General features: G+C 68.4%; 9 protein-coding genes and 1 tRNA gene. 4 read left to right on the plus strand and 6 right to left on the minus strand.

Going from position 1 to position 12,250, the window contains the following annotated elements; all coding sequences use genetic code 11:
* Positions 1-10 precede the first annotated feature (10 nt).
* The gene (locus BW981_RS14600; RefSeq protein ID WP_076440441.1) at positions 11-1,597 is read left to right on the plus strand and encodes an ABC transporter substrate-binding protein; all 1,587 of its coding nucleotides are present in this window, start codon (positions 11-13) and stop codon (positions 1,595-1,597) included.
* Between the two features lie 67 nt (positions 1,598-1,664).
* On the opposite strand, the gene BW981_RS14605 is transcribed toward BW981_RS14600, so the two are convergent.
* A complete protein-coding gene (locus tag BW981_RS14605) occupies positions 1,665-3,260 on the minus strand; it encodes a gamma-glutamyltransferase (RefSeq protein ID WP_076440563.1) in 1,596 nt (531 codons plus the stop codon).
* Positions 3,261-3,366: 106 nt separating this feature from the next.
* The gene (locus BW981_RS14610; protein ID WP_076440443.1) at positions 3,367-3,657 is read right to left on the minus strand and encodes a YggT family protein; all 291 of its coding nucleotides are present in this window, start codon (positions 3,655-3,657) and stop codon (positions 3,367-3,369) included.
* A gap of 113 nt (positions 3,658-3,770) precedes the next feature.
* On the opposite strand from BW981_RS14610, the gene BW981_RS14615 reads away from it, so the two are divergent.
* Positions 3,771-3,846 (plus strand) — tRNA-Ala (locus BW981_RS14615).
* A gap of 211 nt (positions 3,847-4,057) precedes the next feature.
* Here the strand turns inward: BW981_RS14615 and BW981_RS14620 are convergent.
* The 3 genes from BW981_RS14620 to BW981_RS14630 all read right to left on the minus strand — a co-directional run bounded on the left by BW981_RS14620 (position 4,058) and on the right by BW981_RS14630 (position 6,819).
* Positions 4,058-4,282: a DUF378 domain-containing protein gene (locus tag BW981_RS14620; RefSeq protein ID WP_076440445.1), complete on the minus strand. Its 225-nt coding sequence runs from the start codon at positions 4,280-4,282 to the stop codon at positions 4,058-4,060.
* A 179-nt stretch (positions 4,283-4,461) separates the two neighbouring features.
* Positions 4,462-5,673, minus strand: a complete 1,212-nt coding sequence (locus BW981_RS14625) for a sensor domain-containing phosphodiesterase (protein WP_076440447.1) — start codon at positions 5,671-5,673, stop codon at positions 4,462-4,464.
* Between the two features lie 171 nt (positions 5,674-5,844).
* A complete protein-coding gene (locus BW981_RS14630; RefSeq protein ID WP_083712372.1) occupies positions 5,845-6,819 on the minus strand; it encodes a KpsF/GutQ family sugar-phosphate isomerase in 975 nt (324 codons plus the stop codon).
* A gap of 155 nt (positions 6,820-6,974) precedes the next feature.
* On the opposite strand from BW981_RS14630, the gene BW981_RS14635 reads away from it, so the two are divergent.
* Complete coding sequence (locus BW981_RS14635; RefSeq protein ID WP_244560336.1) at positions 6,975-8,498, plus strand: outer membrane beta-barrel protein; 1,524 nt, start codon at positions 6,975-6,977, stop codon at positions 8,496-8,498.
* Positions 8,499-8,618: 120 nt separating this feature from the next.
* Here BW981_RS14635 and BW981_RS14640 read toward each other — a convergent pair whose 3' ends face one another.
* Positions 8,619-10,466 (minus strand): M3 family oligoendopeptidase, encoded by a 1,848-nt coding sequence (locus BW981_RS14640; RefSeq protein WP_076440567.1) that lies wholly within the window; start codon positions 10,464-10,466, stop codon positions 8,619-8,621.
* A gap of 214 nt (positions 10,467-10,680) precedes the next feature.
* Here BW981_RS14640 and BW981_RS14645 point away from each other — a divergent pair, with 214 nt between their 5' ends.
* A complete protein-coding gene (locus BW981_RS14645; RefSeq protein WP_076440451.1) occupies positions 10,681-12,177 on the plus strand; it encodes a sigma-54-dependent transcriptional regulator in 1,497 nt (498 codons plus the stop codon).
* Positions 12,178-12,250 lie beyond the last annotated feature (73 nt).

Consider the following 12,250-nt stretch of genomic DNA (forward strand, 5'->3'; position numbering starts at 1 on the left):
GAGATTACCAATGAAACGTCGTGAATTTCTGATGGGCACCGCAGCGCTCGGGTTCGCCGGTGCCTCGCTGCCGCAAGCGGCCTGGGCGCAGCAGGCCTCGGCCACGCTGATGAAGTTTGCCCCGCAGGCCAACCTGTCGTCGCTCGATCCGATCTGGACCACCGCAACGGTGACCAACAACCACGCCTATTACGTCTTCGACATGCTCTATGGCGCGGACGAAGCCATGAAGCCGCAGCCGCAGATGGCGGAAAGCCACGAGGTCTCCGCCGATGGCCTGACCTGGCGGATCAAGCTGCGCGACGGGCTGACCTTCCATGACGGCACGCCGGTGAAGGCGGCCGACTGCGCCGCCAGCATCAAGCGCTGGACCCAGCGCGATTCCTACGGCCAGCTTCTCGGCCGCGCGACCGAGAGCTTCGGCGCCGCCGACGAGCGCACGATCGAGATCAAGCTCAAGCGGCCCTTCCCGCGAATGCTGGAATGCCTCGCCAAGACCGACCAGCCGCCGGTGATGATGCCCGAGCGCCTGGCCAAGACCGATGCCAATACGCAGGTCACCGAGATGGTCGGGTCCGGGCCCTACAAGTTCATCGCCGCCGATTACGTCTCCGGCAGCCGCGTCGCCTATGAGAAATTCGATGGCTACAAGCCGCGCAGCGAAGCGCCGAGCCGCAATGCCGGCGGCAAGGTGGCGCATTTCAAGCGCATCGAATGGACCATCCTGCCCGACCCGGCGACCGCCGCCGCAGCCCTGACGACGGGTGAGATCGATTGGTGGGAGCGCCCGCTGGCGGATCTGCAGCCGATGCTCGCCAGCAGCCCGGACATCAAGCAGGAGGTGATCGACAAGGCCGGCCGCGGCGCGATCATGCGCCTCAACCATCTGCAGCCGCCCTTCAACAACCCGAAGATTCGCGCGGCCGTGCGGATGGCGGTGAAGCAGGAAGACTATATGCGGGCGACGCAGGGCGACGACACCTCGCTCTGGCAGACCTGCCGCAGCCTGTGGTTCCGCGGCACGCCCTACTATGCCGGGGAGCAGGAGGACCTGATGCCGCAGAGCCTCGACAAGGCGAAGGCGGCGCTGAAGGAGTCCGGCTACAAGGGCGAGAAGGTCGTCATCATCAACCCGACCGACTTCCCGGATATCGGGCCGCTCGGCGAGGTCACCTTCGAACTGCTGAAGAAGCTCGGCATGAATGTCGAGATGGCGGCGAGCGACTGGGGCACCGTGGTGCAGCGCCGCGGCAGCCGCGAGCCGGTCGAGAAGGGCGGCTGGAGCATCTTCCACACCACCGGCTCGGCGATCAGCTGGGGCGATCCCGCCCAGTCGACCATCATCCGGGGCCAGGGCGAAAAGGGCTGGTTCGGCTGGTGGAAGAGCGACAAGGCGGAGGAACTGGCCGAGGCCTGGCTCTATGCGCCCGACGAGGCGACGCAGAAGGCGAAAGCCAAGGAGCTCAACCGCCTGGCGATGGAAGAGGTGGCGACGATCCCGCTCGGCCAGTTCCTCAGCCGCACGGCGTATCGCAAGACGCTGACCGGGGTTCTGGCCGGCTCGGCGCCCTATCCCTGGGGCGTCAAGCGCGTCTGACTTCGGAACGCATGCTGGGGTCAAGCCCGACAATGGCCCGGCGATCAGCCGGGCCGCTTGCCGTTGTTCAGCGTGCTGCCGCGACCGCCGCCGACCAGGGCGAGGCCGCGTCGCTCGAGCCTTCCGCGCCGTCGCGGTCGACACGGATGAAGTTCGGGCAGGCGAAGTTGATCGGCAGGACGGCGTGCTCGACCAGCGTGGTCGGCCCCGCCTGCTGCAAGGCTGCGAGCGTCTCCGCCGGCAGCGTCAGGTCGGCGCTGGTCGAATCCGGACCGGAGACGTCGATCCGCGGCTGATGCGCCGTCTCCTCCGTCCCCATTCCGAAATCGAGCTGCCAGGCCAGCGTCTGGTACACGCTGGCGAGGATGCGCCGGCCACCCGAGGAGCCGGCGGCGAGGCGCGGCCAGCCGCCCTCCTTCGGCGTCACCACGACCGGGCACATGTTGCAGAGCGGCCGGGCTCCGGGCGCGATGGCATTGGCACTGCCGGGGCGCGGGTCGAACCACATCATGCCGTTGTTCATCAGCACGCCGGTGGAAGGCAACACGACGCGGCTGCCCATCGAGGAGAGCAGGGTGGTCGTCACCGCGACCAGATTGCCCTCGCCATCGACGACAGTGAGATGGGTGGTGCAGGTGTCGCCGGCTTCCTTGGCGGCCGTCGCGGCGCCCAGCCCTTCCAGACGGTCACGATAGGCCTGCCGCATGACCTGCGAGAGCTGCGCATACCAGGCGGGCGAGGGACCCGCTGCATCGAGCGGCGCATCGGCCATGCCCTTGACCACATCGGCGAGCGTCGGCGCGGCGGTGAGGCCGCCGGCCGTGTGGACGAGATGGCTGCCGCGCCAGTCGATGGTGGGGGCCGGCCTGATCTCGGCCTTGCAGTTCGCGAGATCCCCCGCATCGACCACGCCGCCGGCCAAGGCGATGTCCGCCGCCAGGCTGCGGGCGATGTCGCCCCGATAGAAGTCGTCCAGCCCGGCCTCAGCCAGCCGCTCCAGCGTCGCCGGCAATTCGCCGAGCCGCATGAAGCCGGGCGAGCCCTGATAGGGCGGTACCGGCGGCAGCCCGTTCGGCAGATAGATGCGGGCGCTTTCCCCGTAGAGCCGGAGCACGGCGGCGGAGGAGGCGATCTTGAGCGTCGTGTACCAATCGGCCGGCAGCCCGCGCTTCGCCAGGGCGATGGCGGGAGCCAGGATGTCCTTCAGCGGCAGCTCCGTGCCGAAGGCCTCCTTCAGCCGGGCGTAGCCGGCGACGGAGGAGGGGGTCACGAAGGAAAGGGGCCCGTGGATGTTGACGTCGCCGACCACCTCCGGCCAGGTGAACAGGTCCTTCTTGACCTCGCCCGTCAGCGGGTAATCCGCAGGGTCCGCCCGGCGCGGCGCGATGGGGCCGAAATCCACGACCTCAGCCTGCGTGGCGCCCGCCTTGAGGACGACGGCAAAGCCGATCCCGCCAAGGCCGCTGTTCCAGGGCTCGACCGCAGCCAAGGCAAAGCAGGCGGCAACCGCCGCGTCGGCCGCGTTGCCGCCCTGTTCGAGGATCGCCGTGCCCGCCTCTGCCGCCTCGCGGCTCTGCGACACGACGATGCCGTTCCGCCCGCGGGCGGCGGGCTTCCTCAGCGTCCAGTTCTGGCTGCGGTAGACGGGGGTGGGCGCGACCATGACGGCATTCTCCGAGGATTCTCGGAGGCCATACTGCATACCGCCCCGCGGCAGGTCGAATGCATCCGCGCCCGGCCCGGGACGCGCCCCGCGCAGGGCGCGCGGATCAGAAGACGTTGGGATAGATGTAGCGCAGGATCACGCTCTGCAGGAAATAGATCAGCAGCAGGAGGATGATCGGCGAGATGTCGATGCCGCCGAGATTGGGCAGCCGGTTGCGGATCGGCCGCAGCGCCGGCTCGGTCAGCCGGTAGACCATGTCCCAGACCGTGGCGACGAACTGGTTGCGGGTGTTGATGACGTTGAAGGCGATCAGCCAGCTCAGAATCGCCGAGGCGATCAGGATCCACACATAGATCTGCAGGGCGAGCAGAACCACGTCGAGCACGGAACGCATCAGTCTTCCTCATGAGGCAGCGGACCAGGACGCAGAATATCGCGGCTCGCGTCGAAACAGCGACGGACCCGATTGACATCCACGCGACGCACGGCCTAGAAGGCCAGCGCCTTGGGGCTGTAGCTCAGATGGGAGAGCGCTGCAATCGCACTGCAGAGGTCAGGGGTTCGAATCCCCTCAGCTCCACCAAGGCTTTTCTTCACATCGTGATGTTGTCGGCGCCGGATGGCCGGCAGGTTTGTGTCTTGCCGCCGCCGGGCGCGGACCGGCCTTGATCCGAACGCGGCGCGGGCGCTCCGCCGGATTCGCTCGTTCTGCGCTTTAGCACGAGGCGCTGTCACAGAAGACCCCGCCCGGCATGCCGGACGGGGCTCACTGGAACAGGTCAGAAGCCTGCGGTTCAGCGACCGGCCTCGGCCAGCGTTTCGCCGACCTGCGTGGCGCGGGTGAGCGGGTAGAGCTGCCAGAGGGCGGACGCGCCGACCAGCACGTAGACGATCCGCGACAGCATCGAGCCGGCGCCGAACAGGGCCGCGACGAGGTCGACATCGGCCAAGCCGACGAGGCCCCAGTTGAGGCCGCCGATGATGACGAGCAACAGCGTGACAAGATTGATGGATTTCATGATGGCGCCTCCAGAACAGCGGTGATGCTTCGGCAACACCGGCGGCCGGGAGCGGTTGCCGCGCGCGGACGCATGGGGCGCTGGCGTACAGTCGCGCCAGGCGGGTGATCCAGTGGAGCGGTGGTGCCGGCATATCGACGGCCCCATCACGGGAAGACGAGGGGCGGCGTCCGGCGCCGTCAGGCCAGAATCTCGGCCAGCGCCTGCGGGCGACCCAGCAGGTAGCCCTGCCCGCGATGGAAGCCGAGCTGGCGCAGGGTCTCGAATTCCGCCTCGGTCTCGATGCCCTCGGCCACGACGATGGTCTCCGCCCGGCGGGCGAATTCGGCCAGCGCCGCGGCCAGCGCCTTGCGCACGGGGTCGTGGTCGATGTCCCGCGTCAGGCTGAGGTCGAGCTTGATCACGTCCGGCCGCATGCTGAGGATGTGGCGCATGCTCGAATAACCGGCGCCGGCATCGTCGATGGCGACGCGCATGCCCTGTGCACGCAAGGGGGCGAGCGCGGTCAGGATCGGCTCGTAATCGGCGATCGGGACATGTTCGGTCACTTCGATCACGATCCGTGCCGGGTCGAAGCCGGCGAGAGCCTCCGCGACCGGCGCCGTGATCAGCGTATCGGGCGAGATGTTGATGCTGGCCGTCAGGGGATCCGGCAGCAGGGCGCAGGCCAGCAGGGCTTTCCGTGCCGCCAGAAGCTCCAGTTCACCGCCGACCCCCACGGCATGGGCCTCGGCGAACCAGTGGTCGGGGCTCCGGTGCGGGAGGGCCGAGAAGCGCGCGAGGCATTCGACGCCGACCAGCGCGCGGTCCGCAAGGTTCCGGATCGGCTGGAAGACGATCTGCGGATCGCCGCTTTCCATCGCCGACTGGATTGCCCCGAGCGATGCGCGCCGCTCCGTGTCATGGCGAACATCGGCCGCGATCGCGGTGGCCAGAACGCTGCCGAAGGTGCGCAGCAGCGCAAGGTCGCGCTCGCCGAGGCCCGGCTGCGGGCGGTGACTGAAGCAGCAGAAGGTGCCGAAGACGCGCCCATCCTCGAGATTGATCGGCACGCTCGAATGAGCGCCGATCGGGATGGAATAGGTTTCCGGGATCGAGCGTGCCAGCGGCAGCTTGCTGGTATCCGGGATCAGTTGCGGCAGGTCGCCGTTGACGACATGCCGGCAATAACCGGAGGCGAGCGGGATAACGTCGTGCGCCTTGAGCGCCTCATCGCTCCCGTCGCTGTCGACGCTGTGGAAGATCCGGTTCTGGCCGAGGAATTCGGAGATGAAGGCCACGTCCATGTGGAGCAAGGTACGGACGGCGCGCAGGACCCTGTCGATATTCTCTGCGACATGCGGCGAAATCGCCGTCGGTGCCTGGCTCCAATGCGAAGCGTGCGCGAGCATCTGATGTGCGAGCGGCCTGTTGGGTTGATCTTGGTCGCCCGCTCATCTGTAATCTTCTTTAGTTGCTTGGTAAAGTTGTTCCAAATTCCCGGTTGACCGTACTGACGAGCGTTACGTCAGCCCGTTCCCAATATTCGGCAGAGCCCTGCGCCCGAGCCGCGCTGGAGTGTCTCAGGCGACGCCCATGGCCAGAAGGTCATGGACATGGATGAGGCCGACGGGCCGCTCCTCGGGGTCGACGACGATCAGCGCCGTGATGCGCAGGCGGTTGACCAGCTCGAGCGCTTCGGCCGCCAGCGTGTCGGGACCGACACGGCGGGGCTGGGTGCTCATGATGTCGCGGGCTCTCAGCGAGGCGCCGCCCGGCATCGTCGCCTTGCGGCGCAGGTCGCCATCGGTGACGACGCCGGCGAGCCGGCCGTCGAGGCCGGTCACCATGGCGCAGCCGAAGCCCTTCTGCGAGATCATCGCGATCACGTCCGGCAACAGCGTGTCGAGCCCGAGAAGGGGCAGTTCGGCGCCGCGATGCATGATGGCGTCGACGGTCTTGAGCTGGGCGCCGAGCTTGCCGCCGGGATGATAGACGAAGAAGTCCTGGCGGGAGAAGCCCCGCGCTTCCAGCAGCGCCACGGCCAGCGCGTCGCCGAGCGCGATCTGCATCGTCGTCGAGGTGGTCGGTGCCAGCCCGTTCGGACAGGCCTCGGTCGCCTTGGGCAGGACCAGCGCGACATCGGCCTCGCGCCCGAGCGTGCTGTCGGGATTGGCGGTGAAGGCGATCAGCCCGACGCGAAAGCGGCGGGTATAGCCGACGAGGGCGGCGAGCTCCGCCGTCTCGCCCGACCAGGAGAGCGCGATCACGACGTCCTCCGGGCGGACCATGCCGAGATCGCCGTGGCTCGCCTCGGCCGGATGGACGAAATGCGCGGGCGTGCCGGTGGAGGCGAGGGTTGCGGCGAGCTTGCGCCCGACATGGCCGGACTTGCCCATGCCCGAGACGATGACGCGACCGGCGGCGCCGCGGATCAGCGCGACGGCTTCGGCGAAGGGCTGGCCCAGCCCGTTCGCGAGGGCGGCGTGAAGGGTGTCGAGCCCAGCGCGCTCGGTGGCGATGGTGCGGAGCGCCGAGGCGCGGATTTCGTCAGTCATGGCGGGCGCTTTAGCACGCGGCCCGCCACGAGTTCCACCGGACAAGCCGCCGCGCCTGCCGCGTTGACGGCTCCTTAACCTCGTTCGTTCTAACTCCGTTAACCATGCGCGCCCCGATGGCGCGCGACCCCTTTTGCGTGGAGCCCGAGGCGCCCTTGTCCGGCCGTGCGAGAAACCTGCTGCTGACCGGCACGGCGCTGGCCGGGCTCGCGCTCGCCGGCGGCGCGAGCGGCCAGGCCTTGCAAGGCGGGATCTTGCGAACGGGCACGCCGAGCCTGACCGTGCCGAATGCGGCAGCTGCCGGCGCCATGCCGGGCTCCACCGGCGGCCAGCCGGCCGCCGATGCGCCCGGGACCGCAGCAGCCACGGCCACCGCCATTTCCCGCGGCCAGCCGCGGCGCGCGAGCAAGCCGGTGCAGGCGCCCGCCCTGCGCGGGACCACGCAGCGCGACCTGCGCCCGCCGCAAGCGTCCATCACCAGCCTGCCGACAGCCGATGCGGCCCCGCCCCCTCCGCGCAGGCGCCCGCCGAGGGACGAGGACCCGTGGGCGCCGCTCGGGGTGAGGCTCGGCTCCCTTGTGCTCAGGCCGGCGATCACCGCATCGGGCGGCTACGACACCAATCCGGAACGCAGCGCGGCGGCCGGGGTGAAAGGCTCGCTCTTCCAGCGCTACGATGCCGAGCTCGGCATCCAGTCGGACTGGAACGTGCATGAGCTGAAGGGCCAGATCCGCGGCGGTTACATCGACTATCTGCGCAACCGTCCGGCCTCCCGGCCGGATGGCGAGGGGACTCTCGATCTGCGCCTCGATGCCTCCCGCGACACCCGCATCCTGCTGGAGACGCGCGCGCGTCTCGATACGCAGCGGCCCGGATCGCCCGACCTGACGGCAGCCGTGCAGGGCCGGCCGCAGGTCTGGCAATATGGCGGCTCCGCCGGGGTCCAGCATGATTTCAACCGGCTGCAACTGACGCTGCGCGGCTCGGCCGACCGCAGCGACTACGAGGATGCGCAGCTGTCCAGCGGCCGGGTGCTGTCGCAGAAGGACCGCAACCAGACGCAATACGGCCTGAGGCTGCGGGCGGCCTACGAGGTCACGCCCGGCTTCAAGCCCTTCGTCCAGGCGGAGATCGACCGGCGCGATTTCGACGAGAAGGTCGATTCGAGCGGCTATATGCGCTCCTCCGAGGGGCTGACCGGCCGGATCGGCTCGAGCTTCGAGTTCAGCCGCCAGCTCACCGGCGAGGTTTCCGGCGGCTACCAGAACCGCCGCTACGAGGATGGCCGCCTGAGGGATCTGCGCGGCTTCGTCGGCGATGCCGCGCTGCTCTGGTCGCCGACGCCCCTGACCACGGTGACGCTGCGCGGCGCGGCCGAGCTCGGCGACACCACCGTGGCCGGTTCGTCCGGAACCACGGCGCGCCGGGCGACGATCGAGGTGGCTCACGCGCTGCGGCGCAACCTCACCCTGACCGGCTTCGCGAACTTCGCGCGGACGGAATATGAGGGGCAGAGCCTGCGCGAAGACCTGATGAATGTCGGGGCCCGGCTGGAATACAAGCTGACGCGGACCTTCGCGGTCCGCGCGAGCTTCACCCATGAGCGGCTGAACTCGACCGCGACGGGCGCGGACTACACCGCGAACGTGTCGCAGGTGGGGCTCAGGGTGCAGTTCTGAAGCTGCATCGTCATTCTCGGGCCGATGAAGCCCGGACCCGAGACTCTCTCGCAGAACAAGGCTTCAAAGCCTCCTTGTCACGAGATGCCCGGGCCCGAGCCCGGGCATGGCGACAGCGGCTCATTCCATTCCTTCCAGCTCGATGATCATGTCCTCGATCATCTTGAGGCCGATCTGCCAGAAGCCGGGGTCCTTCGCGTCGAGGCCGAAGGGCCTCAGCAGCTCGCTGTGGTGCTTGGTGCCGCCCGCTGCGAGCAGGGCGAAATAGCGATCCTGGAACCCCTCCGGCGTGTTGCGATAGACGCCGTAGAGCGAGTTCACCAGGCAGTCGCCGAAGGCATAGGCATAGACGTAGAAGGGCGAATGGATGAAGTGCGGGATGTAGCACCAGAACGGCTCGTAGCCGCCCGACAGCCGGATCGCGGGGCCGAGGCTCTCGGCCTGAACGCTCATCCAGAGCTCGCAGAGCGCCTCGGCGGTCAGCTCGCCCTGGCGGCGCGCCTCGTGGACCTTCCGCTCGAAGGTGTAGAAGGCGATCTGGCGCACGACCGTGTTGATCATGTCCTCGACCTTGGCCGCCAGCATCGCCTTGCGCTGCTTTGCGTCCGTGGTCGCATCGAGAAGGCGGCGGAAGGTCAGCATCTCGCCGAAGACGCTCGCGGTCTCGGCGAGGGTCAGCGGGGTCGGGGCCATCAGCGCGCCGTTCGGCGCCGCCAGCACCTGATGCACGCCATGGCCCAGTTCATGGGCGAGCGTCATCACGTCGCGCGGCTTGCCCTGGTAGTTCAGCAGCACATAGGGGTGCGCGGACGGAACGGTCGGATGCGCGAAGGCGCCCGGCGCCTTGCCGGGCCGCGGCGGCGCGTCGATCCAGCGGTCGTCGAAGAAGCGGCGGGCGATGTCGGCCATCTTCGGCGAGAAGGCGCCATAGGCCGAGAGCACGGTGTCGCGCGCTTCCGACCAAGGAATGCTGCGCTGCTCGACCTGCGGCAGCGGCGCGTTACGGTCCCAGAAATCCAGCGCCTCGCGGCCGAACCACTTGGCCTTCAGCCGGTAATAGCGATGGGAGAGGCGCGGATAGGCTTCGCGGACCGCGGCGACCAGCGCATCGACCACCTCGCGCTCGACCCGGTTGGCGAGGTGGCGCGAATCCGCCACATCCTCGAATTTGCGCCAGCGGTCGGAGATCTCCTTGTCCTTGGCGAGCGTGTTGGTGATCAGCGTGAAGGTCCGCAGCTCCTTGCGGAAGACCTGTCCGAGCGCCTCGGCCGCCTTGCGGCGCACCTCGCCATCGGTATCCTGCAGCTTGTTGAGCGTGAGCTCGAGCGTCAGCTCCTCGCCGTCGATGTCGAAGCGCAGCGAGGCGATGGTCTCGTCGAAGAGCCGGTTCCAGGCAGCGGCGCCGGTCATCGACTTCTCGTGGAACAGCGCCTCCAGCCGGTCGTCGAGCTGATGCGGCTTGTCCTTGGAGAGATCCTCGATCCAGGGCTTCCAATGCGAGAGCGGCGGCTGCGACGTGACCTTCGCCAGTTGCTCGGGCTCGATCCGGTTCAGCTCCAGCTCGAAGAACAGCAGCTCGGTGATCGCTGCGTTCAGCCTGTCCTGCGTGTCGCCGTAGAACTTGGCGCGTTGGGGATCGGTGGTGTCGCCGGAATAGACCAGTCCCGCATAGGCGCCGATGCGGCCGAGCAGATCGCTCAGCGCCTCATAAGCCTTGACCGCTTCGGCGAGCAGGGCGCTGCCGTCCGGCGCGGCGGCGAGTTCCCCCAGCTTGCCACGATAGCGCTCGGCAAGCGCCTGCGCCCGCGTGAACGCCTGCTCGAGATCGCCTGTGAAGGCGGGCGAATCGAGACCCGGATAGAGATCGTCGAGATTCCACTCCGGCAACTCGCCCAGCGCCCTGGCCTCGGCCGCACCGGCCTGCCCGCCATGGGAAACGGCCCGGGCGGGCGTTCCGGCGTCCCGCATCGTCGCAAACAGCATGATCACTCCATCTCGCCCCTTGGGCTTACCACTTAGGGGCCGGGGTGGCTGCGATCAATCGCAGCCACTGCCCGAGCGTCGCGTCCCCGGGGCTTAAACCGCGCTTAACCCTTGTGACCGAGGATGCCCCAGAACGGAACAGGCGATTCCCGCCCATGTGGCGCCCGCCGTCGCTTCCGAAGCCTTCTGCCGAGGTGACATGACCGCTACCGTCCTCGTCGTCGACGACGATCCCGTCCAGCGCCGGCTGCTCGACGCGATGCTGAAGCGCTCCGGCTATGGCGTCGTCACGGCCGAGAACGGGGAGGCGGCGCTCGCCCTGGTCGGCGGGACGGACAGTGAGCGGATCGACGCGATCGTGCTCGACCTCAACATGCCCGGCCTCGACGGCATGGGCCTGCTCGCCGCGCTGCGTGAGCGCGAGATCGCGACGCCGGTGATCGTGCAGACCGCCAACGGCTCGATCGAGACGGTCGTCTCGGCGATGCGCGCCGGGGCGATCGACTTCGTGGTCAAGCCCGTCGGCGCCGAACGGCTGCAGGTCTCGCTCAAGAATGCGCTCAAGCTCGGTGCGCTGGAGCACGAACTGCGCCACATCAAGCGGCGCGCCTCGAATACGCTGGGCTTTCGGGACCTGGCGACCAAGAGCCCGGACATGGCCCGGGTCGTGCGGCTGGCCGAGCGGGCGGCCAAATCCAACATCCCGATCCTGATCGAGGGCGAATCCGGCGTCGGCAAGGAGGTGCTGGCGCGCGCGATCCAGGGCTCGAGCGACCGCAAGGGCAAGCCCTTCGTCACGGTCAACTGCGGCGCGATCCCGCACAACCTCGTGGAATCGATCCTGTTCGGCCACGAGAAGGGCGCCTTCACCGGCGCGACCGAGCGCCATCTCGGCAAGTTCGTCGAGGCCAATGGCGGCACGCTGTTCCTCGACGAGGTCGGCGAATTGCCGCTGGACGCCCAGGTGAAGCTGCTGCGCGCGATCCAGGAGAGCGAGGTCGACCCTGTCGGCGGCAAGAAATCGGTCCGCGTCGACATCCGCATCATCTCCGCCACCAACAAGAGCCTGCTCGACCAGGTGAAGCGCGGCGATTTCCGCGAGGACCTCTACTACCGGCTCAACGTCTTCCCGATCACGCTGCCGCCGCTCCGTCAGCGCCGCGAGGACATTCCCGATCTTGCCCGGCGCTTCCTCGCGCGCTTCGCCGCCGAGGAGGGCAAGAAGCTCGACGGCATCTCCGCCGACGCGCTGCGCCTGATCGCGAGCTACGACTGGCCGGGCAATGTCCGCCAGCTCGAGAATGCGATGTTCCGCGCCACGGTGCTGGCCGACGGGCCGGAGCTGGGCGTCGCCGAGTTTCCGCAGATCGCGGCGCAGATGGAGGGTTACGACGTCCACATCCCGCCGGCCCCGGCCTCCGCTCCGCGGACCGAGCCGCATGCGGAGGCGCCGCCGCGGATCATCCACATGCCGGTGCGCGACCCGAATTCGCTGGAACTCGTCTCCGGCTCCGACATGCGCAAGCTGGACGAGCTGGAGCGCGACATCATCACCTTCGCGCTGGCGCATTACCGCGGACACATGTCCGAGGTCTCGCGCAAGCTCGGTATCGGCCGCTCGACGCTCTATCGCAAGCTCAAGGATTACGGGCTGATCGAGAGCGAGGGCGCCTCCGAGGAAACCGACGCGGCCTGAGCCGCGACCAACGATCGGCAGCCTCCGCAACGGCCTGGCAGGGCGGGCGGGGGCGGCCAGCGAAAAGCGTCGG

Origin of the sequence: Allobosea sp. TND4EK4, assembly GCF_900156025.1 — a bacterium.
Lineage (GTDB): Bacteria > Pseudomonadota > Alphaproteobacteria > Rhizobiales > Beijerinckiaceae > Allobosea.

Coding starts and splice junctions, on each gene's coding strand:
- BW981_RS14600 (WP_076440441.1), top strand. CDS start 11: ATGAAACGTCGTGAATTTCTGATGGGCACCGCAGCGCTCGGGTTCGCC.
- BW981_RS14605 (WP_076440563.1), bottom strand. CDS start 3,260: ATGGTCGCGCCCACCCCCGTCTACCGCAGCCAGAACTGGACGCTGAGG.
- BW981_RS14610 (WP_076440443.1), bottom strand. CDS start 3,657: ATGCGTTCCGTGCTCGACGTGGTTCTGCTCGCCCTGCAGATCTATGTG.
- BW981_RS14620 (WP_076440445.1), bottom strand. CDS start 4,282: ATGAAATCCATCAATCTTGTCACGCTGTTGCTCGTCATCATCGGCGGC.
- BW981_RS14625 (WP_076440447.1), bottom strand. CDS start 5,673: ATGCTCGCGCACGCTTCGCATTGGAGCCAGGCACCGACGGCGATTTCG.
- BW981_RS14630 (WP_083712372.1), bottom strand. CDS start 6,819: ATGACTGACGAAATCCGCGCCTCGGCGCTCCGCACCATCGCCACCGAG.
- BW981_RS14640 (WP_076440567.1), bottom strand. CDS start 10,466: ATGCGGGACGCCGGAACGCCCGCCCGGGCCGTTTCCCATGGCGGGCAG.
- BW981_RS14645 (WP_076440451.1), top strand. CDS start 10,681: ATGACCGCTACCGTCCTCGTCGTCGACGACGATCCCGTCCAGCGCCGG.